This window comes from Nonomuraea sp. NPDC001699 (assembly GCF_053596455.1).
In genome coordinates this window covers 75,441-101,201 of the sequence record NZ_JBSFGF010000010.1, presented here as the reverse complement: position 1 = coordinate 101,201, position 25,761 = coordinate 75,441, and the positions used below count along the sequence as shown (strand labels likewise).

The following is a 25,761-nucleotide window of genomic DNA, read 5'->3' as shown; positions in this document are numbered from 1 at the left end:
AAGAGGCTCAGGAACCGAGAAAGCCCAGGTCGGGTAGGGTGTGGAGTGTAGGGCGCCCGGGGCTCGAACCCGGAACCTACGGATTAAAAGCCCGCAGCTCTGTTTGTGCGTGTCAGAGCATGCCGCATTGTGTCCCACGCGTTCACAAGGTGTCAGCGCGAATGCGTCGATGTCGGGACATGCATGCACGAAGCGACCGTCGGTGATCCGTCCGTATATGTCGAGAGTAAAGCCATGCGCTGCTGCTGATTGCTGGAGCTGCTCGGCTCGGAGTCCGATGCCGGTTTGACCAAGAGTTGGCCTCCCATCCTGTCCTAACTCGGCCTTTCTGGCCGGTATTTAGATCAGTGACAGGGGTGATTGGCCCGCCAGATCGGGGCGTCCGATGGTGACCGTACAGTCCAGCTACTTCGCCGGATCTTCATGTGCCTGTCGCGCAAGCTGAGGCTGCCGCCGTGCGATCGGCGAGGGGCTCTCTGCGTGAGGCTGGCGTTCTCCGGCGAGGCATGTAGCCCGAGGGCCCGGTCCTGGGTGCGACGTGGGCCGGGGCACTGTGACCAGCGGATATCGCTTGACATGGGTGGTGAAGGTGGGCGTCGATATCGACCGCCCCGGGTCAGCCGGTGGCGCCCGCGTCCCCCGCTACGGTCCCTTAACGGCCCGTACGGGCCGACCGGTGCCGCTGTCGGTGGCGTCTAGCAGCGGCCGAACCGTACGGGGCGCCGGTGTGGGAGCGCCGCAGGAAGCGCGACGTCAGGCAAGCCGGCGACGCGAAATCAGCGAACAAAGGAAGGCGCAACAGCGACGATGAACGGAACCACCTTCAAGACGTGTTCCTGCCGGAATGAGGCGACCGGCAAGAAACTGGGCAAGGCATGCCCGAAGCTGCGCCGCCCCGGCGGTGGGGAGCGGTGGAGCAGCACCCACGGCCGGTGGGCCTACCAGCTGGAGCTGCCCGCGCACGCCGACGGTCGGCGACGCAACCCGCTGCGCCGCCAGGGCTTTGCCACGCTGGAGGAGGTGGAGGCCGAACTGGAGCACGCCCGCGCGCTGCTGGCGCTGGATGAGGACCCGCACATCCAGCGGAAGATCACCGAGCTGATGCTCTCCATGCTCAAGGACACCAAGGCGCTGCCGCCGGTGGAGGAGGTGCGGCGCAAAGTGCGCACCCGCCAGGACCTCAACCCCACTGTCACGGTCGTCGAGTGGATGGACGAGTTTCTGCGGCGTAAACGGAAGATCGACGTGACCATGCGCCGCTCGTAAGAGGCGCACATCCGCCTGGATCGGCTTCGGGTGTCCGATGTGGCGGGCATGTTCGATGCGATCGAGGAGTTCAACGATGTCATCACCACCGCCCGTGCCAGCGGCGACCCTGAGGAACAGGCCAGGGTTCGGTATCGGCGCCCGGTCGGTCCAGCCACCATGCACCGCATCCGCGCCACTCTCCGGCATGCGCTGAACATCGCGATCAAGCAGGACCGGCTGATCGACTTCAAGCCGGCTGCGGTGGTCGAGCTCCCCGACGCCGAACGCCCGAAGGCGCTGGTGTGGACCGATGAGCGGGTGGCCGACTGGAGTCGTGACCTGCTGCATCGGCTCGGAGTGGAGGAGCGGCGGCGCGGGGCCCAACTCAGCCGCGCCAGCATGATCAACGTGTACGCGTCTGTGCCGCGGCCATCGCCCGTGATGGTCTGGACGCCCTCCCACACCTACACCTTCCTCGCCCAGGCGGCCACCCACCGGCTGTCCGCGCTCTACCGGCTGATCGCTCTGCGCGGGCTACGCCGGGGCGAGGCGGTCGGGCTGCGCTGGAAGGACGTCGACCTGAACGCCGGAACGGCAGGGGTGCACTGGCAGATCACCCAGCTAGACCGGGAACCGGTACAGGGCAGGCCGAAGACCGAAGCCGGCGACCGCACCATCGCCCTGGATGAGGACACCGTCATCGCGCTACGCGCGCACCGCAAACGGCAGACGGCTGAGCGGCTGGCCGCGGGCGAGGCGTGGACGGATAGTGGGTTCGTTTTTCACCGACGAGACTGGCCGGACCTTGCATCCGCAGCAGGTCAGTGACCAGTTCTACCTGCTGGCCTTCCAGGCGGGGTTGCCGCCGGTGCGGCTGCATGACCTCCGCCACGGCGCCGCGTCGATCATGCTCGCTGCCGGAGTCGATCTGAAGGTCGTGCAGGAGACGCTCGGACATGTCTCGTCCACCTTCACCCGAGACACCTACACCAGCGTCTACCCAGAGGTGGCCCGCGCCGCCGCTGAATCCACTGCCGCCCTCATCAACACTGCAGCGGCTGGCGCTCAGAAGGTGCGGCTGATCAGCCTGCCGAGTCGAATCGGTGCGTCCCCCATCTGAACCGCTGAACGACGCAGGCCCGCCGACCCTTCGGCGGGCCTGCGTGCTTGGTTCTCCACGGCCAGCATACGGACGGTTCAGCTGGTCTATCCCTAGCTTGCGCTGCAAGGAGGCGAAAGGATCGGTGCGAGAAGCGGCGGATCTTTTATCTGCTGGTCAGAAAATGCCTGTTGAGCTCGACGGGGCGGCTTGGGTAAGACTTGACCCGGCGAGAGCTCATCGCTGACTCACGGGCGCCGTGCAGGTCTTCCGGCTTGGTCTTCTGTCGGTCGTCGCCGGGGTCTGAACTGACGATGGCGGTCTAAATGATCTACCGGCATACACGGTGCGTACACAAGAGCAACCATCGAGCAACCAGCCATGATCAACAACAAGATCCGAGGGTGGCGAGAAGCGAGAAACCCCAGGTCGGATGCGGTTTTGATGAGTAGGGCGGGTGGGACTTGAACCCACGACCCACGGATTATGAGTCGGCTCGATTGGTGCCGCTCCGTGCCACTGAGTGTCGTTTTGTGTCGATGGAGCCGGGATTCTCCCCGCCGTCGTGTTGTCCTGTGCCGACGCGTGCCGTGCTGTATCGCGTACACGCGAGCAACCGCCGAGCAACCCTGCGTTCTTGACCATCGGCATTATGTGTCATTTATCCCTATGGCGAGACTGTTGTGTAGGGCCCTGGTTCCGAGATGAGGCCCGAGCCCCACGTAGATTGCATCGTATGAGCACCCGCCGAGCAGCCCATCGGCCGGCGATCCCGTCCGTGAGCCAGGAGGACTTACCGTTGATCTCGGGTGTGATGCGCAGCCTGCTAGGCGTGCATGGATGTGGGTTTTCGGCAGGTGCAGAGTTGCGGGGTGAGTGAGGTCGTCACGGTGGTGCCGTCCACGATCTGCGCTGGCGTGATGGCCGGGGCCGAGATGTCGACTCGGAGGCGGGCCCGCTGGTGGTGATGGTCAACGTGGGCGGGTAGTCGTCCTCGTCGAGTTTTCCGACGCGGTGAACAAGTGCGCGCTGTGGAGTACTCCTGATCGCTGGTGAGCTAAACCGGCATCCCCCCGATGTTCGCTACCGGATCCGGAGCTACGAGATTGCGGTCGCTGGTCGCTGGTCGCTGGTCGCTGGTCACGCAGAGGCACGGTTGCTCGGTACTCAACCAGCGCCCGAGGACCAGTCAGACGTACTCAGACGGCCGAGGTTGTGTCACTTGAGCTGTCCAACGACTATCCGTCGTTGGAGGATACTGACGCGTCTGTCGGCTGTGCTGCTAGACCGCACGGGCGCGGGCATCATGGAGCTGGTGAAGGAGTCCAACCAGGCTCGGGCAGATCTACCGCGTCCGGGCGACGTCACGGCTGAGACGACACGCCAACCAGCTGAGGGCCGGGTACAGGCGGGCGTGAGAGCCTTGGCGCAGGCCATCCGAGCTTGACAGAGGACCTGTATGCGGAGCGGATGATCGAGTAAACCATGAAAATTGTCGGTGTTCTTGGGCAGAATTACCACAGAGAGGAGGGGGCATGTCTCAAGATGGCCGTGACGTTGACCAGCACACACCCCCGCCGAACGGGTGTAGATGGTGCGGAATCGAGGAACGCAATCACCTCCAGCGCTGGAAGCCTGAGGTGGGCTGGCATCAGTGGGTGGCGCCAACGTCGGAGCAGCGCAAGGAACGCATGCTGGCCCGAAGAAAGCGCCAACGAGCTGAAGATAAAGCTCAGTTCCTACAGCTCAAGCCGCTCTTATCCTGAGTTCTCTGAATATATCACGCAGTTGATCGGGTACCTGTGAAGGCTCTGTCAGGGCCAGCGCAAGCTGGAACATCATGTCCGGCTTCCCGCCCGGTCCCTGATCGCTCTGTTCCTGCAACATAAGCTGCACCTTCGCGCTGAATTTTCCATTGCCGCGGAGCACCTTGAAATCTTCAGCTCTCCAGGAGAATTCGTTCCTGGGCCATATCTCATTGGCGACCGAAGCCCACAAATCGTCGTTGAAGAGTTCCTCGAACTCGTTGAATTCTCCGGGCTCTCCGATCATTTTCACGATCTGACTGGTCTCTGCGCCAAAGGTCTGACGCAGCCGTTCTTCCTTGAACATGCCTCGCCCCGCAGTGCGACTGTCGGCGTCCACGGCAACCATGACAGATCGACCGTGTTCGACCAGGTAGCGAGCTAGATGCAGCGCCCCCTCGTTGTTGCAGCACGCCCAGAGGGCGATCCCAGCCGACTGAAGGGACATTCCCTCGGAGAGACGGAAGAGTAAGGGAATCGCCCGCTGCTCCGAGGGGCCCTCGACCGCGAGGAAGCAGCGTTCGTGCAGGAGGACAGAGTTACGAAGCCCCAAAGCGGCGGCGATCTGTTGCAGGTGCTTGTCGATGCTGTCGTGGTCGCTCGCTCCGAGACGCTCAACCACGGTACGGCCTTGCTGCAGTTTCAAATTCACCACGTCAGAGATGTCGACGCCATCGATCAGGTTCATCGAGTGCGTGGCAACCATGACGCTGACATGGGGAAGTGACGACTGCTCACGGATGAGCTGCATGATCTGACGCTGATGACCGTAGTCCAGATGGGTGTCTGGCTCGTCGTAGACAATGATCGTTTGCGTGCGAGGCGGGCTGGCGCTGCCGTCATCTTCCTCGGTGACGGTCGGCTCCACACTTTTCTGGCTGGACAAGAGCTCGCTGGTCCATTCCCAGACGGCGAGTGCGACACGCCGCGCACTGCCCTGGCCGGAGCGTTCCAACCCCACATGCTCGCCAGAAGATCGCGCCAGCCGTATGCGGGCCGCTCGAAAGCCCTGCGTGAAGGAAACCTCCGGCTCGACGAAAACATCGGTGAAGTCAGGGCAGCGACTCTGGATGTGATCGCACAGAGACTTGGCGTCTATGCGCAGCCGCTCTTTGACCTCGGCTTCAACTGTCTGTAGCCGCTCCTGCAGGGACTCATCCGCTACGTGTGCTTGGAAACGGCCCTGCAAGACGGACCTCACAGAGTCTTCGGCGGGCTTATGGCCGCTGAAGGCCACTACCTGCGGCAACCTGCTCGCCACGCCCGATGGGACCCCCACCCAGCCGACGGGGCCTGAATGCTCGGCGGCATAGGCGCGAAGGACCTCCTCTAGGTCGGCGCGCAGCTGCGGGAGAGGCGAGATCCCGAACTCTTTCGCCAGTTCTTTCAGCCCGGGCACTCTGTGAACTGACAGATCGCGCAACCGATCATCGTCAGGGATCGGTAGCCAGCATTCGAGATGGGGGATCAAGTCCTCGCCTGCGTACCGTCTGATCCGGAGCCGAGGCGGGAGCTTGAGCGTTTGCTGTTCCCACTCGTCGAGCGTGAAGACCCCTTCTACCTCGGTTTTCTCATGACGCTGCGCAACGTCAGTCTCGCCGTCGTCGCGATTGCGCGCCATGTACGTTCGGTCGTCCTCGACCACGCTGTAGTCGCCGACCAGAAACTGCAGAGCGGCGAGTACGGCAGTCTTTCCGCCATCGTTGTGACCGGCCAGGATGGTGGGTGCGCTGACAGGGATGTCTGCGACCTTGGTGAGCGAGCGGAAGCCGCTGACGGAGAAGCTGCTGAGATGCACGGTTCCTGGGCACTCCGTTCGTTGCGTAAGGGCCGGTAAGCGGACCCAAGAAGCCCTCTATCCGTGGCAAACTCCATACGCCAAGGGCTCACGTGTACCAGAGCCATCGTAGATCCCATTCTCCACACTGCGTGACAGTTTCCGCCACCAAGTCGGAGCGAAGAGCCACTGCGGGAGCAGCGCTTCCGCCGAGGCTGAAGGCAGTCGGATCTCGAAGGGCCGACTGCGTCCTGAACGACGGACGTCGCGACATCACCGCATCCTCCACCGGCAAGGCCCAGACTGGCCGCCCAGCGTCTATCCCGATGGCCACACGTATTCGGCTTCGGCGCTCGACGGTACAGCGGGCAAACCGATGTCCCTCGGCGGTAGTTGCTGCAGACCTTGCGGGCGCCGTAGACGCTGTAGTCGTCGGCGTGGATGCCCTGGATGTGGGTGTCCAGTTCGGCCTCGCACAGGAATCGAGTCGATCAGCGCCCAGGCGCACATCCGTGCGTGCCATCCTCTCTGAGTAACAGTCTTCTCACCATCTGCTGTCATCAAGCGGACATGCTCGATAGTGTCGGCGTTCATGGCGTCCAAGATCTGGGAGGCCTCGATGTACATGGTGCAGGGCCCTGCCTGGAGCACCACTGGGCTCGACGTTGCCGCGGGCAGGTATCCGCTGTCGATCGAGCGGCACGTGATGCGGATGGCCGATCTGCTGGTGCCGGGTGTGACGACGGTGACGCCGCACGCCCGCTACTACAGCCTGCACGCCCTCGTCGCCATCGAGACTGAGCGCCGCCGGCTGTCCCCCCAGCAGGCGCAGGACCTGCTGCGCCGTAGTGAGGTCGTCATGGCGGCGGTGTCGTACGCGCACGACCACGGTGAGACCGGGCTGCCGCGGGCTCACGGCCTCGATGCCCTCGTGGGCCGGTTGCAGGGCGGCGAGGTTGTCATGGCCGAGGCGGCGCTGCCCGTGAAGGGCGGCTATGTGCGCAACGTGTGGGGCTTTTGGAATCCGTACGCGGCTTCCGAGGTCTCCCTTGGGATCCTCGCGCCCGCGAGCATGCCGACCCCGGGCCCCGCCTGTGCGGCCGAGCAGGTAACCGCGGGGCTCGATGGCATCCTGGAGCTGGCGGCTCGCCAGAGCCTGGCCGTGGACGAACTGCGCGGCCATCCGCACCTGTGCGTGTGCGCCGGTGGTGGAGCGACCGACGGGACGTGGCTGGCGAGGCTGCTGTGCCTGCCTGGCGAGCAGCCCGCCGAAGACGCCGGGCTCAGCAGACGGAACACGATCCGGCTGCTCGTGCGGGTGATGCGGACCCACGAGATTGGCGACGTCACCAATGATGCAGACCGTTGATCGCGTATGGCGACTTCCTGACGAGCGACCCCGTCACTGCCCCATTGGAGACGGCTCCGCTCTGGCGCGGGGTGGTGTTACGCAACTACGCGGTCAGTGCCTGGCGGCGCCTCTGGTCATGGCTCGTATCCCGGGTCGACGGCTTGATGCCCGCCGACGACTTGGCCGAGCGGTTCGCCGACAGCATGCCGGACGGAACGCTGGCCGCTTTCATGGATGGGCTGCCCTCCACCGTCACCCCGACGGGCGCCCCCGCCCCGGCCGAGGAGCAATTGCGGACGAGCGACCTGCCCGATCCGGTACGCGAGCTGGCGGTTCTGATTGTCAACGCCCGGCGGGTGAAGGAACTGTCCGGCCGGGTACGCGACGCCTTCCTCGGGCAACGCGGCGTCGAGCTCGGCCCCGAGTGGACGGCGTGGCGGCTGGCCGAGTCGCGGTCCGGCTCCTCGCGTGACTTCGCCCGGCGGCTCACCCACGACCTGCTGACCCGCGGCCGGCGCGTGGCCCTGTCGAAAGCCCGTCGGCGGCCGGATGGGACGTTGTGGCTGCCCACCCGTCTCCACGAACGCGACGGGTTGCTCTTTCGGACCAGCCAGGAAGGGCGCGGCGATGTGGGCCTGCGGCTGGCGCAGCTCACCTCCGTGCTGGCCGGCGCCGGGGTGCTCGAACTGGCCGAGGGGACCTGGCGAGTGACCGATGCCGGGCAGGTGCTCCTTGACTGAGCCGCTGGTGGACTTGGAACTCGCCTCGCCGCTGACGCTGCTGATGGAGGAGGAACGGTACGGAGACCGGCAGGCCGAGGAGGCCTTGTTCCTCAGCTTCACCACCGACCTCGGTTTCTTCGAGACGGTGGCGCTGGGCGTCGCCCAAGCATGCGAGGCACGGGTGAGTCTGGTCGGCGATGCTGCGATGAGCACGATCGATCCGAGGGCCGTGCGCCGTGCCGGACGCGCCTACCTGCCCGGCCAGGCCGTGTGTGGCGGAGCCTTTCATCCCAAGCTGATGGCGCTGGTGGGCCCCCAGCGGGCCACCATCGCCATCGGCTCCGGGAACGCCACGCTCGCCGGCTGGCAGGCCAACGCGGAGTTGTGGACCGTGCTGCGGGCAGACCGACACCACGTCCCCGACCTGTTCGGCGAGCTCGTGTCGTGGCTGTCCGGGCTACCGGACCGGGTCCGGTTTTCCAGGGGCGTGCCGGAGGCGCTGCGCCGGGTCGCCGCCGGTCTCGCGGCGCTGCGCGAGCGGGCCGAGGTCGTGCACCCGGACCTGCGGCTGGTGTCGTCCAGCGGACGGCCCATTATGGACCAGCTCCCCGCAGGCCCGGTCGACGAGCTCGCGGTGTGTGCGCCGTTCCACGATCCCGGCGCCGTGACCCTGCGCCGCCTGGTCGAGCGCATGCGGCCGCGGCGGTTGATCGTCAGCTTTCAGCCCAGTTTCACCGAGCTCGACGGCCAGGCGCTCGCCGATCTCGTTGCCGAACTCGATGCCGACGTCCGCCTCGACGATGAACCTCGCTACCGGCACGGCAAGCTCATCGAATGGGTGGTCGAGGGCCGCCGGTATGCGCTCACCGGCAGCCCCAACCTTTCGGCCGCTGCGCTGTCCACGTCCCTGGAGAATGGCGGCAACTGCGAGCTCGGCCTCATCGCGCCGATTCACGCTTCCCGCATTCCCGAAGGCGCGACCGTGCCCACCGCCGATCTACGGCCGCTGAAGTTTTCGATCCGCCCGCGCACAGAGCGGAAAGGCCCGCTCCTGCTTGGCGCCACCCGGGTCGAGCAGGGCCTGCACGTCATGTTCGCGCGCACGCTCCGCACCGGCGGATACCTGGAGCTGTCCGTCGCCGCGGCCCCGCCCGAGACGTGGGAACGCGTCGGTGAGGTGCCCGCCGACGTCGCCGAGGTCCTGCTGACCAAGCCCGCCGACGGCGGCAGCCGGCTTCGCCTCGTCACCACCCTGAACGGCCAGGCACGTCCCAGCAACATCGTCTTCGTCGTCGACCCCCTCCGCGCGCAGAACCGGTACGGCCTCAGCGGTACCCCCGCACCGACGACCGAGCCCGGCCAGCTGTTCACCAACGAGCAACTGGCCAGTAAGTTCCTCACAGACCTCAGCACACTCGCCACCACGCTGACCCGTCCGCCCGCTTCGACCGCCGCGCTCTCGGCTATGGCACCTGCCGAGACCGTGCGTGCCGAGGTCGTCTCCCGATCCGGTGGCGGCTGGGCCACCTACCTTGACGAATGCTCTGGACGTCTCGGAACGCCTCTGCTGCGTTTCGCCCTCGGACTGCCCGCCCTCCCGGTCGAGCAAGAAACCGCCTACGAGGAGCTGCTGCCGGTGTCCTGGGACGAGCAGTTCGCGGACGACGCCGACGCCGGACTCGACAACGACGACCCCGAGACCGTGGCCGACCCGCCGACCGCCGTCACGCCGCCTCCTGACCTGCGCATCACTGGCGCCGCAGTACGCCTTCGCTACCAGCGGTGGGCCGATCGTCTCACCCAGCTCGCGCCGACACTGGAGCTGCCGGAAAGGATGCTCGTCACAAGGCTCCTGCTCTGGACCGCTGCGGCAGGCGCCTGGGACCGCGATGACCACGCCTGGCTCGGCCTCCTGGCAGGCGCCGTACGTGAAATGGGTGCCGACACGCCTCCCGCCGAGGTGGAACCGCAGGTAGGCAGCCTGGCGGCGGTCGGTCTCGCAGTGCTCCGCGCCCACGCGCCCCGCCACGTCAGCACCGCCACCACGGTCGCCTTCAACCGATCCGCCGCCGTCGTGGACCACCTCCTTCCCGCCGCTGAACCCGAATACGTCGAGCAGTACTGCAAACTGCTGCGGGAGGCGTTCGGTCCGACGTTGAGCCCGGAGGCGGTGCTAAAGCTCGCCGCCGAGATCGTCCAGGCCGACCCTCACGATGAGGCTGTGCGCACGCTCGCAGAGCAGGGGCGCGACGTGCACCGGCACGGTGAACGCCTGCTGCACGTCACCGGCACCTTCGGCAACGCACGGCTCGTTGCCCTCCAAGCTGTCGCGGCAGCCCAGGCATCTGACCTCGTCGGCGCCTGGGCCACCACATCCGGCGGCAGTTGGGCGCTCGTTGTCTGGCGTCGGCCGGATCTCTTCACCATCGAGGCCGGGCCCCGCACCTTGTGGCGCCACTACCGGCTCACCGGTCTTCGCGATCCACGCAGCCTAGCCGCTCAGCGCAGCTTTGACGGCGCCCCGACGGTGTCGCACGGCCCGCTGCGGGGGCCGTTTCCCGAGGCACTCGCCGTGCTGGCGGACCTGAACCTACCTCCTGATCCCCGACCTCCACATGACTGCACTTGGGGCTGAGCGCCGTGCGCCAACGACGTCCTTCCTGGTAGGCAGCTCACCTGTCGACATATGCCGATCCCTGACACGACTTAGATTGTTCTCGCGGGGCCATTGCGGATGCCTGACGTGTGGCGCTTTGTGGTAGTTGGAGGCGATTTTATAGCTGTTAGGATCGGTTGTCCTTTAGTGGATGTCCGGCAGCTTCGCACGCAAAGCAGGTACATCCTGTTCGTTTTGAAGTGCTGTTCAGAAAAGCGCGCTTACAAGCTCAATCGCGAGACATCTTGTTTGTTCCTATGCCTAAACTTGGACGCCGCGCCCCGCGTCGGCGTCGAGCGCAATGAGGTCCGTGTATGGCCGGAGACAGGAGCGATCGCGTTGACCGACCCGCCAGAGCTGACCTTGGACAATCTCGCCGGTGAGGCAGCGGTGCTGCGGGTCTACCGCCAGATCTTCGCGGTGCTCGCTCGCGAGGCCGGAGCGATGATCGTGGACTCGAGCACGATCGATGTTGATGAAGCAATCTTGGAAGCCTTCGCCGAGGCGGGCAGCGAAGGGCTGACCGCGGAACAGGCGGTCGCCGCCTGCCGACAATGGGGCGCTCAGATAGCAGGGCGGCGGTTCGAGGTTCTACGTGAGTACGGCGCGATCAACAAAGTCGTTGACCGGCCGAATGAGCGGTACCACAGGGCAGCGTTTGCGCCTTATGTGATGCTGCTGTTCTTGCGGCGTATGGCAGAACAGGGTGGCCAGTCGGAACTGCGCCAGCTCCTGACGCTGGAGCAATTGAACGTCAAGAGCACCAACGCCACATCCGCCGACGGCGCGGCCTCGGTGCGCCGGTTGACCAAGGTGTTTCGGTTACTGGGTAATGAACTGGCCATCCTGGCAGCGGGCAGCACAGCCGAGACACTCGGCGACAACGCCCAGCTCCTGTGGGGTAACGAGTCGCTTATTGGCCAGGCTAAGGACGTCCATGCTGTCGTGCTGGGTAGATGGCCCGAACTCGATCGCGATTGCGCGGAACTCCGGGTCGCGCTCGCCGCCTACGCGGATGCGATCGACGCGGCGGCGGGCCGTCTGATCGCGCAAGCAGGCACCACTCGCGCGTTGGGCCTGCTTTCAGTGGAAGCATGGCGTACCTTCGGCCGCGATTCGAGCCCCAAGGCGCTAGCCGCGGTGCTCGACCGGTTCGTCTTCGACGCGCCCGCGCCCTGGTTCTCACCACAAGCGCTGATCGAGGCAGTGGAGGCGGGACGCCAGATCAGCACGGCGCGGGTTCCGCCTCCCCGCTCGGACGACACCGAGCTGGAACCTGAGGCCGATGCTGGTATCGCTGATGACGCGGAGGAACTCAGGGCCATCGCGGAGCGATTGCTAACGCACTCGGACTCGGTAAGCGTTGTCGATGTGCTGGATGACGCTGGTGACTGGATGTCCGCACGTCGCGTGCTCGCCGAGGTCACCGCCATTCATCACCACCCTGATCTCGACTACGAACTCGTGTGGCGGGACGGCGTACGGATCGAGCTGTCGGCCAGCCCGTCCTGGACGTCGCATGGGCGCTTCCGGCGCGGTAACCGGGCGTGGGGAGACGTGGGGTGAACGAGGCGGAAACGGCACTGTGGTGGGCGCGCGTCCGCGCCGCCGGCCCGCAGCGCGTAGCACCGAGCAGCGCCTTCCCGGCGGGAATGCAGCGCCTGGTCGAGTCCGATGCCACGGCGGTGTGGCTGCTGGCCGTGCTTCCCGAGGGGGCGAAGCCGAGCGTGTCGGAAGAGTTGGGGCTGTCTGTGCTTGCCATCGAACAACCCAACGACACCGCGCGCGTGCTCGCCGCGTGCCTGCGCTGCTGCTGGGCGGAACCGACCGGACCGATATGGCCAGGGACGCCCGCGTCTAAGGATGAGGTGGCAGCGGTGTTCGGGGAGATCACCAACCGGGACGAGGCCGCCTCCAACCGAGCCTTGCTCGCGGCGCTCCGGCGCCTGGCTGGCGCCGCCTGGCTCCTGTGGGACGAGCCCGGCCAGACGGTGCGGCTCGGTCCGCGAGTCGCGGCGTGGGGATCAGCGGATCTCAGCGCCCTGCGCGAGCTGAGGCGGATGTTGCCCTCCTCCGCCGGCACCGGCCACAGGGACGCGGAAGGGTTGCGATGACCAGCGCGAACGCGGCGCATTCGGTATTCGAGCCGATCCTCGCCGAGCTGAGCGAACAGCACCGCGACGAAGTCCTGGCCGCATTTGCGGCGGTGGAACACAGCGCCCACCCGGTGCCTGAGGTGCAGATGCTGGCGTTGCGGGATGCTACCCTACGCCGGGACCTGCAGCGGCTGTTGCATCGAGTAGGACGGACGCTGGTACCGGTGGGAGACGCGCAGTGGACGTCGGGGTACCGCGACGACATCGCCGCCGAACTGACCGCCGCAGGCTGGAACGCCCTCCCGGTCCTCGATCGGGCCGTGCTCGTGCTGGTGTTGATTCACTCGGTCGCGATTCCCCGTAGCCAGGGAATACTGTCCGGCGACTCCTGGATCTCCGCGCAACCGACGCCGGCCGATGAGTTGCTTCGCTACGCACAGCTGGGAAAGGGCGACGTTCGTGCCGCTCTGCAGAGGTTGCGTGCCGCTGGACTCGTGCAGCTCGCGTCTACTCGTGGACAAGGTTCCGTCGGCGGGTCTGCCTACTTGCCCGGTCCCCAACTTCACCGGCTGACACCTGTGGCACGTCGATCGTTGCAGCAAGAGCTGATTCTGGCCGCCGCACCGCACAGCCCGCTGGCTGCCGCGATACGAGCGCGCCGCGCACATCCCCGAGGAGAACGGTGAGCACAGCCGGAACCTGGTCTGCGGCGGGCGGTGATTCAGGCCCGTTTGACGTTGTCGGCGAGCGGGTGTTGGTCGGCGTCCAAGTGGTCAACATCTCCCGGCTGTCCACACACCCCGTACCGATGGTCAGCCAGGGCTTGGTCACGGTCGCGGGCCAAGGCCCGAAGGACTCCAACGGCGCCGGGAAGTCCTCACTGATCGCCGCGGTGAGCCTGCTGCACGCTGATGAGCAATGGCGGCTGGCCAGTGGCGCTGCCGGGGCCGCGGAGCTGTTGTTCACCGCCGAACTTGCCGCGCAGGAAGGCCGCTGGTCCAACGTCGACTGGGGATATGTGATCGGCGTGTTCGCCGCCCCCCGCGCTGACACGGCCGACGAGCTGTCGGCCAGCGCCCTGACCGTGTGGCTGCGGATCAATCGCAAAGCATCGCACGTACACCTGCGCTGGCAGGACGGCCTCTATGTCCCCTACGGGGCGACTGAGTCAGAACGTGCCGCAGGAGCTGACGCACTGTGGGATGCGCTCCCGACCAGCAACGGACGCACCGACTTTCACGCGAACCGGCTCGCGTCCGTCCTGTACGGCAGACACGTGCGGTGCGTGTCCTTCCTGTCGACCTCGGTGCGTTCCAGCCCAGCGGCCAACCTGCTCGCCCAACCTCTCAACGACCTGGACCCGCGCAGGATCTTCGACGCCATTGCCACGCTGACCGGGTTGGATCGCGAACTCGAACAAGAGCAGGCCCTCAGGTCGGCTGAGCACACTCACCGCACCGACGTTCACGACGCGGTAAGGGATCTCGGTAGCTGGGAAGACGAAATGGCGGTCGTTGAGGCCGGCATCGCCCTGCGCGGGGAAGCTCGTCACCTATTGGGCAATGCGAGCGCGTCGTGGCAAGCCCGTTGCGCCCGGCGCTTCCTCGACGGGGTCGCACGCATCGATGAGATCCGTTTCGAACTCAGCGCGCTGGACGTCCGTGCCGCAGAACTGCAGACACAGTTGTCCACCGTGGATGGCGACCTTTCCGGGCTGACCGACGACGAGGAGTTCAACCGGAACTTCCGCGAAGTCGAAGGACGTTGGAAAGAACTCAGTGGGCGTGACCAGCGCCTGGACACCGATCATCAGGTCGCCGCCCAGAAGTTGGAAGACCTGGACACGAAGTATCGGAAGCTCCGGGATAAGGTTCGCGCTGCTGACGGACGCAGCGTCGAGATCGCGCAGGCTGAGGAGGCCGACGCTCACACAGCCGTTGAACAAGCGCTCGGGGCCAGGGGAGTCGCCGAAGATGCCGAGAAACGAGCGAGCGCGCTGCTGGCCGCCGCCGAATCCGGTGAGGACGTCGCCGCGGACGAACTGCAGGTGCTGCGCGAGGAGGGTATCCCCGCCGCCGCATTGTTGGACGTCGTCCAACTTAACCCCGACCAGCGACGTAGTTGGGAGCCCCGCCTCGTGCCCTATCGCGGTGCCATCGTGGTCCCACGCGGGCTTGCTGACAAAGCCCTGGAGAAACTCGCGGGGCGGCCAGAGGCGGCGACCCTGGTTATCGCCGACCCGCCTCGCCCGCACGCGCCCACCCACAGCACCAGCCTGCCCGCTAGCGCAGATAAGAGGTTCGACCTCACCACGTTCTTGACTGCGATCGTCGACCGGGCGGGTACCCAACCCGCGGAGATCGACGTGGCCGCCGGGGTAATCGTGGTGGGCGAGTTCGCAGAACCACTCACTGGCCGAGCAGCGCGCATCGCCTCGGCCCGCGCTGAACATCGCACGAGAGCCGATCTTCTCTCCGAAGCCAACAAGCTCGTCACCACGGCCCGGCACACGCTGTCTCGAGCCACAATCCGTACCGAAGCAGCCGTGGCCGGTGAAGAAGCGGACGCGACCGCGCTGGAGATGTCCGAACTGCGAGAGGCCAACCGGAAGAGAGAGGAACGACGAGATGCGCTGAAGCCCGTGCTGGACGCCGCCCACCTGGCCTATGCCGACGCGCTGGGCGCAGGGAAAGCACGCGAGGAACGGATCGAGAACCTGCGCGGCACCAGACGCCGTCTTGAGGGTGAGCTTACCGAGCAGGACAAAACCAAGACTAAGCTCACCGATGAGCGGCTGGCTCTGGACCTGCCCGGCCGCGAGGCGGCCTGGGGAGACTCACCCGCATCCGCGCACCGGTTCCTGCTGGCCCTGGATACCGAGCAGCAGGCCCGTACCACCGCAGCGTGGAACGAGGAGACCTGCTATCAAGTCAACGAGGTTGTCCGACGGTGCTTCCGCGAGGGCACACCACACGACGAGATGCCCGCCGAGATCCGGGAACTGCTCATCGAACAACGCTGGCAACACGGCGGACTGGACACTCGAGTCGGACTGGTTCCCGCGCTCATCCGCGCGCTACGTACCCACCTGACCCAGACCGAACAGCACGACCTTTACCAGCAGCAGCAAATCGCCATCCAGCGTACACAACGCACCGGTGACCTGGAGGCGGCTCGGAAAGGCTTGAGCGAAGCTGAGCAGACCTCGCGTGCGCACCGGGCTTCGCTTGCCCTGGGAATCAAGGCCAGGCTCAAAAAAGTCAGCGAAGAATTCGATCGCCTCGACCAGCGATACGGCGGCTACGGAGCGAGCCTGGACTACCCGGAACCAGAGCCGCCCGCAGAGCCTGATCGGCCGTGGCGATGGACCGTTACACCAAGGTGGCGGCGCGCTGAGGGACAACGGATGTCGGGCTACAACCTTCGCAGCAACACCGCCCAAATGGACGAGAAGGCCGTCAAGCTGGTGTGCGCCGCCGCGCTTGCCGGAGGAGGCAGTCGCCCCTTGCTGCTCGTCCTAGACGAACTCGGCCGCAACCTCGGCAAGGAGCATCGCCGTGAGGCGGTCGCTCTGTTCGAGCAAATCGGGAAGGACCGCAACATTACCGTGATCGGTGCACTACAGGATGACATGGAGCGCTACGCCATCGAGGCAACTGGGCTCTACATCAAACTCCGTCGCCGCTCCGACAGCATGGCCTACAACGAAGCACCTGTCATCGTCGGAGACGAAACTAATCGCGCCCGCGTCGAACTACTCCGGGAATGGTTGACCTCCTACCGCCCTGCCGCGGACATCGCCGACGATGAGTCCGACGAGAACAACTCGAATGAGGGCGCGGCATGACCGATTCTTCTTACCCGACAGGGGAATTCCCCATGCCTGGCCACCCCGGCGTGCCCGAGGGACTCCGCGCCTACGCGCAGCCGACACACCCCGATGGGACCTTCGACCACGACCGAGCCGGCCGGCCCAAAGTCCGGCGAGTACACCTGCGCGCGCACCCACCCACGCCACCAAAGCGGCCAGACGGATTCGTCAATAACGCCGACTGGAACTGGGCCACCAGCGCGCCTCGCCGATGGAACACCATCACGACCAGACTCGATGATCGTGCCGATGGCGTGGCGCTCGCCTTGGCCCGAGCAGGATGCGTTGGCCTCGAACACGACTACCGATCAGGCACAATCTGTCATCCACCCCGAGGCTGGGCCCCTAATCCTGACCTGCGGGCGGCCCGGCAAGAGCAAAACAGCCAGCGCGCCGCCCGCCGGGCCGCTCAGGACGACGAGGCATGCCGTCTCGCTGCAGAGCTCACCCGCTATCCCGCCGCCGCGCCACTGGTAGCTCTGCTCAGAGCACAACGGGACGGGCCCTACCGTGACCACGTCATCGAAGCAGCTCGCGCCTTTCCTGCCGACGACGCCACGACCGACACAGGCGGAGCAGCGCCGTGGGCCGCTGTGCACTGGCTTAAGCGCGGAACGAAGGCGGACTACAACAGGGACCACGAGCCACTCGCTGAAGGTGGTCAGGGCGCAGTTTACAGCGGTTCGCACAAACACGCTCAAATCCCCATTGCCCTGAAGCAACTCCGCTACAGCGATGAAGACGCCCTACACCGCATGCGCCGCGAGATCTCCATCGGGCACCTCTACGGAGAGCACCCAAACGTCATGCCGGTCCTCGACTCCGACCTAGACGGGCGGTGGTTCGTCATGCCGCTCGCGAACGGCAGTGCCGCCAGCCACGCGGAACGCCTACGGCGGGAAACAGGAGCCCTCCGGGAGCTCGTCATAGCGGTCTGCAAAGGACTGCGCCGCCCACACGCCGACGGCAGGATCCACCGCGATATTAAACCAGCCAACGTCCTGCTCCTCAACGGCAAGTGGGTTGTAGCGGACTGGGGGCTAGGCAGACAGCCCCGAGGGGAAACTAGCCTTCCGCGCCGAACTCGGACCGGCACCGGCTTCGGCTCCGAGGGATTCGCTGCCCCGGAGCTGTCGTCCGGAAACCCCCACAACGTTACGGCCGCCGCCGACATCTACAGCATCGGGCGGCTCATCGCAGCCATCCTGACCGGGGAACGACCGGAGCAGAATCTCCCATTGCTGCCCGCCAGGGGACCATGGGTAGCCGCAGTGACGGAGGCTACCCACCACAGGCCAACCGACCGGCCACAAGATGTGGACGAATTCCTCCGCCTGCTCAAGGACATCCCGTGACTGTTCCCTCGCCGTCCCGGCACTGCCAGGCACAGAAAGTTCTGGTCCACCTCAGCTGAAAGGATCATGTTGTTGATGGTGCGCATTGTGCTCGAGCCATACTTCCTGCACCAGGACCAGGTTCAGTCCCTCCTCGGAAAGCAGCGGACGGAGTCCGCGCGGGCGCGGGCGGCCCGCAGGAGCGATCCCGAGGCGGCGCTGCTCTACGTGCTTGCCGCAGAACTCGCCGAGGCGCTCTCCTCACTGGGAGTCGGCGAACTGGCGAGGCGTGTACTGGAGCGGGATCTACGTGTGGGGCAAGTCGTCGGCACCGAGCTGGAGTTTGCGTTCCAGCGAGACCGGGACTGCGACGCTCCAGGCTTCAAGCCCGCGAGCTTCACAGCGGTGCTCGACGCGGGCGACCCGGTGCGCGTCAGCGGGACATTTAACGCGGCAAGAATCGCCAGTTCCTCCGCGCCCGGTAGCCTCAGCGGGAACAGGCAGCTCTACCTGATCGGGACGGTCACCAATCTAGATGCAGAGCGAATCGAGCTCAGGCCGGTCTTCATCGGAATTAGATCATTCGTTGATGACGACCTTGCCGCCGGAGGCCCAGCGCCGGGAGCGCGGGTCTACCCCAGCGATATCAGCCAGTTCAGCGGGATCGACTTCGCCTCTCCCTTCACTGAGGCCGAGGGCAAAGCGGTCCTCCGTGTGCCGGAGGACACAGTGAAACGCGCCTTTGCCGGGCTGGTCGGCGAGTCGTACGTTCCGAAGGACTGGGGTGGCGAGCGCTCCGACCTTTATACGTCACGAGTGTTCGCCCGCGGGCGCCAAGTGTCGGCTGCGTGGTTGTTTAAGGGACCGGGCTTCCCTCGTGCGATGGACGTCAAGGCCCTGGGCAAGAACGGTGACCAGATCGACCGGCTGTTCACCGAGCCCGCGGAGCTACTCGTTCTGCAGCACTGTCACCAGATCAAGCCGAGCGTGGTTGGCATGATGGACGCCTACGCCCACGACGTCCGGCACCCCCGTTTCTACATGATCATTGACGGAGCCGATACCGGACGCATACTGAGGTCTCTGGGTCTGCTCCCGGTAGCCCCAGCACGTCCGCCTCTGTAGAACCAAAGGAACAGGAGCCCCACTGCCCTGATGCCCAGGGCGGAGGCCACAGGAAATTAGGGTCGGGTGTCAGAGAGGTGAGGCAGCAGTGCTCATCGGCATCGCCGCTGAAGGCCTTTACCACTTCATAACTCTGCGTCTGCCGACAATCCGATCCGGCCAGGTCATAGCCTTGCGAAGCCCAGAGTGGCATAGGCGGTTTCCGCATCCAGGCAGGAAACTGTGTGCGTGTACCGCTTCATAACCCACCATGTGGTGCTTGGTCTGTGGCTTCCCTCCAGGCGCTGCGTAAGCAAGATCGCGGTCTATGTCGCGCAACACCCCCGAGTCGGTGGCCCTGGGGATGCGGCGTCGGCAAGACCGGCGACACCGACGCCTCCTGCGGGGGCGATGCAACCAGCGGGCGCGAATACCCGAAGGCTTGCGACTATGAGTACCACGGCAATCGGATCAGAGGGCCGTCCTCCGAGCGCATCAGGGTTGTGAAGTGGTCGACGAGGTTGGCGATGGAGCTGGGGTCGTGGATGACAGCGCCGATTTCCAGGTTATCGGTGTAGGCGGTGTCAGTTAGGTTCGCGCTGCCGAGGAAGGCGGTGGCCCAGTCGGCGGCGATGACCTTGGCATGCATGCTGCCATGTCGGCCTCCGAGGCCCTGCCGCTGATCGTTCGCCCATTGCCATAGGTGTACGTCCGGGTGGAAGCGGAGGTCATGGAAGGCGGTGCGGCCGTCGCTATCTCCTCGCAGCTTTCCACCGGCAGAACGAGCAGTCTCCAGGATGAGATCGACGCTGACGCCCCGGTCCGCCGCGGCCCAGATTTCGCTAACGATCTCCCGGACGCCGAACGCGGCGTAGCTCGTAACCAGGAGCTGACTGGTCGCGATTCGGATCACACTGACAGCAACAGACGCGGTCAGTCTGATGGGGACAGCCTCGCTCACTGGGCCGGAGACGGCGATTTCGACACGGTGGGAGGCGAGGTCCTGCTCGTAGCGTTGGCTAGCGGCTTCGAGAGCGAGAGCGACGGCAGGACCCGTCAGCTGTGCGTTGGTGGCTCTCCATGAGGTCGCCAGTAGGCTGGCACGAGGTCCGATTCCCGCGCCCGGGTGGGCAGCGACAAGGAGGGACTCAGTCCGCTCGTCGGGGGTCGCGACAGTGTGCAGGACGCGGATCCAGGCGGCGAGGTGGGTTGCCGGGAGACTGGCGACGAGCCCAGACAGTACGTGGGACAGCGGCGGTACTGCCGGGGGATCGTCGGGGCCGGTCACGTCGTGGAGAACTGTGTGAAGAACCCGCCCGCCCGGCCGCTGAACGTTTCGACGAGCAATTCACGGTCCAAGAAATGGTTGCCGCGCTCGCAGGAGGTTTCTGCGGCGAACAGGCAGGCGTGGCAGGCCGCGCCATGTAGGCGACTGTGGACGACCGGGTTGTGGTCGGCGCACAGGGGGTCCGAGCCGCACAGCCGTGCCGCTTCAAGTGCCTGACCGATCAGTGCGCTGAGCCGGTGCTGTCCGCCGAGGCTGACTAAGCCGCCGAGGGTGCCTTCGCTGTCGGGGGCCGCCGTGTAGAGCAGGATCCCAGCCATGGGATCTTCGCTGGCACGCGCGTAGATCCGCTCTCCGATTCCGGAGGCTCCATACCCGCATTCGAGGGCGACCTCGCGGATCATGACGTGGGCGAAGGTATGCAACAGCACGTAGCGGATGCCCGGCCACTCTGCTTCGACGCGACGTTGGGCGCACCATTTCCGGTGTGCTTCCATCAGGGTTTTCGTACGCTGGATGACGCTTGGATCCTTTTCCCAGGCGGAGATCTCCTGTTCATCGAAGCGTAGAAAGATGCCCTCGCCTCGAGTCTCTGCGCACGGCACCCAGGTTGGTGCGGCGCTGGATAGAGGGGCCCGGTTGATCTCCTCCGCTGAGCCGCCGCTGGTTGCAGAGCCCCATTCTGGCGCGTCGATCCGGCTGAACCCGTACAGGGCCGACACTTCGCGCAGCCGCTTCACCAGGCGGACTTGGCTGAGCCAGGCGTGGTGCGCCGGCGGGACGGGTTCGTCGCTCACGCTGAAGTCTGGGTGGTTCTGTGGGGCGCCGGTGAAGGCCTGCCACTCTGGTCCGGCGATGTCCAAGGCGTCGGAGTCCTCGGATGTGGGGGCCTGATGCGTGTTACCGCGTCGTTTGACCGCCTTTAGCACCTGGTCCACGCCGAAGCGCTCAAGTTGTGGCCACATGATCTGGGTTGGCAGGACCATACGTGCGACCTCAGGTGACAGATCCGCCAGGACGCGCAGCCCGTTCCAGTGTTCGGCCACGGCGCTGTCGACCGGGTCGTTCGCGTGTGGGATGGAGAAGACTCTCAGCTGCATCGCGAACCAGCCGTTCGTCGCGCCCAGTGCCATGGTCCGGGTCTGTTCGGAGCACGGCTCGAAAGTGCCTAGGTGCGGGTGGCGGCCCCGGCAGGCCGGCAGCACCTGCTCGCTGCGAATGCCTATTGCCTCGGCCATGGACCGGGCGTTTACCTCGCAGGAGCATTCGACGAAGATGTTCGCCGCTTCACCGGTGGTACCGCGCTCGATCAGCTTGAGGGTGTGGCCCGGCCCGTACGGTGCGCCGCGGTGAACGAAGTACAACCAAGGAAAATCGTCCACGTGCCCGGCGGGGCAAGCGGAGACGAATCTGGCGGGCACCGCGGTGGGCCTTTTTCGGCCGCTATCGCGGCAGGAATGGACGTAGCGAGTCTGGTCGGGTGCGTAACTGTTGGACAATAAGTGAAAAAGGCCGGAGCCTGCAGGGGCGAGCCGGTTGCACCGGTTGTCGGTACAGCGCAACCAGCCAGGGAAGACCGCGACTGGAACCCCGATCCGGGACCAGGTTCCGTTTACATCTCTGGGATCTTCCGGGATGTACGGCGGCATCCGCAGGTTCCGCACCTGGGAGCCGAGCTTACTGCGCACCGCCGCCAACAGCCGCTCCTCGGGGATGATCGCGGCCTTCTCCAGCGCCCATTCGTCCAGCCCGAGGATCATCACCGAGAGGTTCGGCAGGTCCGCGACCGCACCGACCCCATAGGTGTGCAGCAGCTGGCTGGGCCTCAGCTCCCCGACTCGCAGGTCATTCGCCGACCGTGAGCCGTCCTCGGTGATGGTCATGACGGGTCCCCTTGCTGTTCAGCGTTGTCGGCATCCGGCTTCGGGCGGGGAAGGAACGGGTGCTCGTCATGATCGTCGGCACTGCCCGGCGCGTCCCGCAGCACTAGCCGGATGCCCGGCTCGACCTCCCGCAGTGAAGTGGGGCAGGTCATGCGCCGCCATGGGCCGGAATCCGGGCCATACAGCAGGGCGACGATGTCGTCGGCCTTGCCTTTGGCGTCGAAGACGAGCCGGGTCGCTGGCCGGCGCTGCTCGCGGGCCCACAGGTCCAGGATGCTGTCGAGCTCCTCCCGGACTCGGGTGGCCACCGCCCGTTCGGCGGCGACGTCGCCCGCTCTGCGCTCTAGGTAGCGCACGATGTGGTCGGCCTTGCCACCGCGCGTATCGAAAGTCTGCGCACCGGGATTGCCGTTGTCGGCGGTCTCCAGGTTGCGGGCGAGCGAGACCAGCACCCCGGTCAGGCCACGGTCGATGGCGCGTTCCGCGAACGGGGTGACCGAGAGCGCCTCTACGTGCCGATACACGGTGGCGTGGAAGTGCTCGAAGGTCTCGTAGTGCGATAGGTCGCGTGGCCGGGCCCAGTTGAACACGGTGAAGACCAGGCCGGGGGCGGCTCGGCCGACGCGGCTGGTGGCCTGAATGTACTCGGCGGTGGACTTGGGTTGGTTGGCGACGACCATGACGCCGAGCCGCGACACGTCGACCCCGACCGCGATCATATTGGTGGCCAGGAGGACGTCGATCGGCGTCAGCTTGTTCACCCGCGGGAAGGTGTACTCCAGCTGCTGGAGGATATCGGGGATTTTCTCCGAGCTCAGGCGCGAGGTGAGTTCGTCGAGCCGCAGGTCGTAACGGCGGGTCAGCCCGCGTTCGTTGATGCGCTCCAGCCGGGTGGAGACGTCATCTTCAACCGACAAGCGCATGCCACCGAGGTCACGCAGGCTGTTGAAGTAGCCGACCAACGTCATGTACGGATCGGTCACCGGGTTGTGGCCGTACTTCTTGTGCACGGTCTGCGCGGCGGCGAGCACCGCGACGTACACACGGATCATCGTGGACTTCGTGCGCACCCCCTGAGCGCAGATTCCGATGTAGCGGCGACCCGGATGCGAATCCGTGGGCCGCTGCCGGGCAAAGAAGCTGTCACTGATTTCCAAGCCCTGTGGTGGGAAGACCTCGGTACGCCGGTCGAAGAGCGCGTGGATCTGCCGCTCGGCACGTCTGACCGTGGCCGTCGAGGCGATCACCTTCGGCCGCGCCGACTTGCCGGGCGCATATTCCCAGGTGGCCAAGCGGTCCACGGCGGCTTCGTACAGGCCGGTCAGCGAGCCGAGCGGGCCGGAGATCAGGTGCAACTCGTCCTGGACGATGAGGTCCGGCGGACGCACCTGCATGGCCACGGTGGTCGTCGCGGCCGGATGGCGACCCTCCGCGAGGTGGCTGCCGGCCTCCCAGTCCTCATCAGCCATTTGGGCCGTGATGTAGCCGTGCCGGGAGCAGCTTCGTGAGGCCCGTCCGAACAGGGACTGGGTGCGCCCGTTCCAGGCCAGCTGCGCGAACTTATCGACGGTCGCGATCACCAGGCTCGGCAGCAACCGGTAGATCTCCTCGTCGACCACGACGGCCGGCAGGCCCTCTCCGTCCGGGTCGGCGCTACCAAAGGGGCACTCGAACAGGTCGGGGCAGCGCAGGTAGGTGCGGCGCAGCGTCTTGTCTACCTCGATGTCCTTCCCTTTCTCGATCTTCGTGCCGCACCACGGGCAGCTGGTCAACTGGTAGGGCGAGCCGGAGTCCTGCGCGGGTCTGCCGCTGGCCCGGCGTACTTCCCTGACCCAATCGGAAGCCTTGTCGGTGGTGTTCGGGGAGACCTTTCCCCCGACCCACAGGCCGATCCGGAACGGCGCCTCGCCCCACTGTGTCTCGTCCTTGCGGCGCAGCACCTCGCACGCGCAGATCAGCGCGGTGGCTCGCTGGAACTGCTGGATCGTCAGCAGCCGCAAGGTGTAGCGCATCAGGACCGCGACCCCGTGGGACGCGTCAAGACCGCCCAACCCCGGCCGCAGCCTGCGAATGGCCAGGGTGTAGGCAGTCAGGCCGAGATATGCCTCGGTCTTGCCGCCACCGGTGGGGAACCACAGCAGATCCGCCACCGCCTCAACCCCCGCGGCACGCTCCGGATGCGCCGGATCGGTCAGCGCGGGTAGGTTCAGCAGCAGGAACGCGAGCTGGAACGGACGCCAGGACCGGTTGAGCAGTTGATCTTCGTCGAAGAAGACCTCGTCAACGCTACGGGAGTCGCCCCGTCTTCGGGCTGCGGCGACGCGGGTGTGGATGCGCTGCAGGTGCATCGCACTGTTCGCGAACCGGAACGCGGCCAGGGCCTCCGCGTCCCCCAGCACCAGCTCGATCCCCGCCTCGATCCGGTCCGCCGCCCGTTTAGCCTCAACCAGCACCTCCCCGGCCTGGATCGTGTAGCCGTCGAGATGCTGGCCAGGCTGCCCCATCCGGGCCTCAGCCCGCCAGATCCACGCCCGGTAGCCGGCGACCAGCGGCGTCAGCCCCGCTCGCAGCTCCTGCGGGTCGCACTCGGACAACTTCTTCATGTCGACGAGCAGCTCGGCCAACTCCGGCAGGTCCGGGTCATCCTTGATCGACGGCGCATCAGTCTGCGCGATGTCGTACGCGGGGGCGGCTTTCGTCTGGATCACGACCGCGGTCATCGGGTCGGCACCGCTGGCCGTCGCGTGCACCCCGGTGCCGTGCCCAACCGCGAACTCGGGGCTGAACCGGTAAGCCATCGCCAGCCGCCGCAGCTCGCCCCGGTCAGCGGTGTCACCGCCGGAACCGGGCCCGTGACGAGGTAGGAACACCGCTGCGCCGTCCACTCCGGCCACCTGGAGCTCTGCCTGGAAGACCCAGTGCGGCGCGGAGTTCGCCTCGGTCTCCGTCGTGTTGACCAGGAACAGCGAGACCAGCCAGTCCTCCTGGAAGCGACGCACCCGCCCTCGCAGCACCACGGCCTTGTCCTCGGCGCTGAGAACAACCGGCGCCACCGGCCCCTCGGCCAGCTCGACCTGGGCACTTCCCCGATGTGGCTTACGCCGCCAGATCAGCTTCTCGACGCTCGGGTTCGTCGAGTGGTCGCGGACATAACGCGCCCAGTGCCCAGTGACCTCCAGCTGGTCAACGTCTCCCCGCACCCGCGCGGTGAACCCGACCGACGACGGACTCAGGCTTGGCACATTCGGCGCGTCGGCGTCCAGCGCCCCCTCCTCCATCCCCAGCAACTCACTGTTTCCAAGCGATGCGTCCTGCTCCTCCGGCACGATCGTGGTGCCGTTCGGTGCGAGCCGCCCGAGCACGTACCAGTCGGTTGGCGAGTCGGGGACCTCCTCCAGGTCGCCGCCCACCGGCCCGAGTAGGTCTCGCACCACTAGCTCGGCCAACTCGTCCCGGATAGCCCCCGGCGACGGGACCGACAAAACCAAGCCGCCGGCTCCACCGGAAAGCAGATCATCACTCATAAGTCA

At 66.0% G+C, this 25,761-nt stretch carries 16 protein-coding genes; 12 read left to right on the top strand and 4 right to left on the bottom strand.

The genetic code is table 11. The annotated features are described in order from the left end of the window. Nucleotides 1-807: 807 nt before the first annotated feature. From ACWCSU_RS28680 to ACWCSU_RS28670, 3 genes are read left to right on the top strand one after another with little or no spacing between them, the layout of a single operon-like run. A complete protein-coding gene (locus tag ACWCSU_RS28680) occupies nucleotides 808-1,266 on the top strand; it encodes a hypothetical protein (RefSeq protein ID WP_449939031.1) in 459 nt (152 codons plus the stop codon). Nucleotides 1,267-1,314: 48 nt separating this feature from the next. Beyond that, nucleotides 1,315-2,076 (top strand): hypothetical protein, encoded by a 762-nt coding sequence (locus ACWCSU_RS28675; RefSeq protein WP_449939030.1) that lies wholly within the window; start codon nucleotides 1,315-1,317, stop codon nucleotides 2,074-2,076. Further along, on the top strand, nucleotides 2,054-2,368 hold the full coding sequence (locus tag ACWCSU_RS28670; RefSeq protein ID WP_449939028.1) for a tyrosine-type recombinase/integrase: 315 nt from the start codon (nucleotides 2,054-2,056) through the stop codon (nucleotides 2,366-2,368). The genes ACWCSU_RS28675 and ACWCSU_RS28670 overlap by 23 nt, the downstream gene beginning before the upstream one ends. A 1,725-nt stretch (nucleotides 2,369-4,093) precedes the next feature. Here the strand turns inward: ACWCSU_RS28670 and ACWCSU_RS28665 are convergent. Continuing rightward, complete coding sequence (locus tag ACWCSU_RS28665) at nucleotides 4,094-5,950, bottom strand: hypothetical protein (protein WP_449939027.1); 1,857 nt, start codon at nucleotides 5,948-5,950, stop codon at nucleotides 4,094-4,096. 571 nt (nucleotides 5,951-6,521) lie between these two features. Here ACWCSU_RS28665 and ACWCSU_RS28660 point away from each other — a divergent pair. The 9 genes from ACWCSU_RS28660 (at nucleotide 6,522) to ACWCSU_RS28620 (ending at nucleotide 19,084) form a co-directional block, all read left to right on the top strand. After that, nucleotides 6,522-7,298, top strand: a complete 777-nt coding sequence (locus ACWCSU_RS28660; protein WP_449939026.1) for a hypothetical protein — start codon at nucleotides 6,522-6,524, stop codon at nucleotides 7,296-7,298. Between the two features lie 146 nt (nucleotides 7,299-7,444). Next, nucleotides 7,445-8,020: a hypothetical protein gene (locus ACWCSU_RS28655; RefSeq protein WP_449939024.1), complete on the top strand. Its 576-nt coding sequence runs from the start codon at nucleotides 7,445-7,447 to the stop codon at nucleotides 8,018-8,020. Continuing rightward, complete coding sequence (locus ACWCSU_RS28650; RefSeq protein WP_449939021.1) at nucleotides 8,013-10,637, top strand: hypothetical protein; 2,625 nt, start codon at nucleotides 8,013-8,015, stop codon at nucleotides 10,635-10,637. Before ACWCSU_RS28655 ends, ACWCSU_RS28650 begins: the two co-directional genes overlap by 8 nt. A 288-nt stretch (nucleotides 10,638-10,925) precedes the next feature. Beyond that, complete coding sequence (locus ACWCSU_RS28645) at nucleotides 10,926-12,224, top strand: hypothetical protein (protein WP_449939019.1); 1,299 nt, start codon at nucleotides 10,926-10,928, stop codon at nucleotides 12,222-12,224. Continuing rightward, nucleotides 12,221-12,772 (top strand): hypothetical protein, encoded by a 552-nt coding sequence (locus ACWCSU_RS28640; RefSeq protein WP_449939017.1) that lies wholly within the window; start codon nucleotides 12,221-12,223, stop codon nucleotides 12,770-12,772. The genes ACWCSU_RS28645 and ACWCSU_RS28640 overlap by 4 nt, the downstream gene beginning before the upstream one ends. Further along, nucleotides 12,769-13,440 carry a hypothetical protein gene (locus ACWCSU_RS28635; protein WP_449939015.1) on the top strand — a complete coding sequence of 224 codons (672 nt, stop codon included), beginning with the start codon at nucleotides 12,769-12,771 and terminating at the stop codon, nucleotides 13,438-13,440. The genes ACWCSU_RS28640 and ACWCSU_RS28635 overlap by 4 nt, the downstream gene beginning before the upstream one ends. Continuing rightward, nucleotides 13,437-16,601 (top strand): chromosome partitioning protein ParA, encoded by a 3,165-nt coding sequence (locus tag ACWCSU_RS28630; RefSeq protein ID WP_449939013.1) that lies wholly within the window; start codon nucleotides 13,437-13,439, stop codon nucleotides 16,599-16,601. The genes ACWCSU_RS28635 and ACWCSU_RS28630 overlap by 4 nt, the downstream gene beginning before the upstream one ends. Further along, a complete protein-coding gene (locus ACWCSU_RS28625) occupies nucleotides 16,598-17,980 on the top strand; it encodes a serine/threonine-protein kinase (protein ID WP_449939012.1) in 1,383 nt (460 codons plus the stop codon). The genes ACWCSU_RS28630 and ACWCSU_RS28625 overlap by 4 nt, the downstream gene beginning before the upstream one ends. A 75-nt stretch (nucleotides 17,981-18,055) precedes the next feature. Beyond that, nucleotides 18,056-19,084 carry a hypothetical protein gene (locus ACWCSU_RS28620; RefSeq protein ID WP_449939010.1) on the top strand — a complete coding sequence of 343 codons (1,029 nt, stop codon included), beginning with the start codon at nucleotides 18,056-18,058 and terminating at the stop codon, nucleotides 19,082-19,084. A 427-nt stretch (nucleotides 19,085-19,511) separates the two neighbouring features. On the opposite strand, the gene drmC is transcribed toward ACWCSU_RS28620, so the two are convergent. Genes drmC through drmA form a run of 3 tightly spaced genes read right to left on the bottom strand, consistent with a single transcriptional unit; the run spans nucleotide 19,512 to nucleotide 25,755 of the window. Next, the gene (gene drmC / locus ACWCSU_RS28615) at nucleotides 19,512-20,351 is read right to left on the bottom strand and encodes a DISARM system phospholipase D-like protein DrmC (RefSeq protein ID WP_449939009.1); all 840 of its coding nucleotides are present in this window, start codon (nucleotides 20,349-20,351) and stop codon (nucleotides 19,512-19,514) included. Continuing rightward, nucleotides 20,348-22,231, bottom strand: a complete 1,884-nt coding sequence (gene drmB / locus ACWCSU_RS28610; protein ID WP_449939006.1) for a DrmB family protein — start codon at nucleotides 22,229-22,231, stop codon at nucleotides 20,348-20,350. The genes drmC and drmB overlap by 4 nt, the downstream gene beginning before the upstream one ends. Beyond that, the gene (drmA, locus tag ACWCSU_RS28605) at nucleotides 22,228-25,755 is read right to left on the bottom strand and encodes a DISARM system helicase DrmA (RefSeq protein ID WP_449939005.1); all 3,528 of its coding nucleotides are present in this window, start codon (nucleotides 25,753-25,755) and stop codon (nucleotides 22,228-22,230) included. Before drmA ends, drmB begins: the two co-directional genes overlap by 4 nt. Nucleotides 25,756-25,761: the final 6 nt, after the last annotated feature.

Bases quoted from the DNA above. Each gene is read 5' to 3' on its own strand.
- ACWCSU_RS28680 (WP_449939031.1), top strand. From the start codon at position 808: ATGAACGGAACCACCTTCAAGACGTGTTCCTGCCGGAATGAGGCGACC.
- ACWCSU_RS28675 (WP_449939030.1), top strand. From the start codon at position 1,315: ATGTTCGATGCGATCGAGGAGTTCAACGATGTCATCACCACCGCCCGT.
- ACWCSU_RS28660 (WP_449939026.1), top strand. From the start codon at position 6,522: ATGGCGTCCAAGATCTGGGAGGCCTCGATGTACATGGTGCAGGGCCCT.
- ACWCSU_RS28655 (WP_449939024.1), top strand. From the start codon at position 7,445: ATGCCCGCCGACGACTTGGCCGAGCGGTTCGCCGACAGCATGCCGGAC.
- ACWCSU_RS28635 (WP_449939015.1), top strand. From the start codon at position 12,769: ATGACCAGCGCGAACGCGGCGCATTCGGTATTCGAGCCGATCCTCGCC.
- ACWCSU_RS28625 (WP_449939012.1), top strand. From the start codon at position 16,598: ATGACCGATTCTTCTTACCCGACAGGGGAATTCCCCATGCCTGGCCAC.
- ACWCSU_RS28620 (WP_449939010.1), top strand. From the start codon at position 18,056: ATGGTGCGCATTGTGCTCGAGCCATACTTCCTGCACCAGGACCAGGTT.
- drmB (WP_449939006.1), bottom strand. From the start codon at position 22,231: ATGACCATCACCGAGGACGGCTCACGGTCGGCGAATGACCTGCGAGTC.
- drmA (WP_449939005.1), bottom strand. From the start codon at position 25,755: ATGAGTGATGATCTGCTTTCCGGTGGAGCCGGCGGCTTGGTTTTGTCG.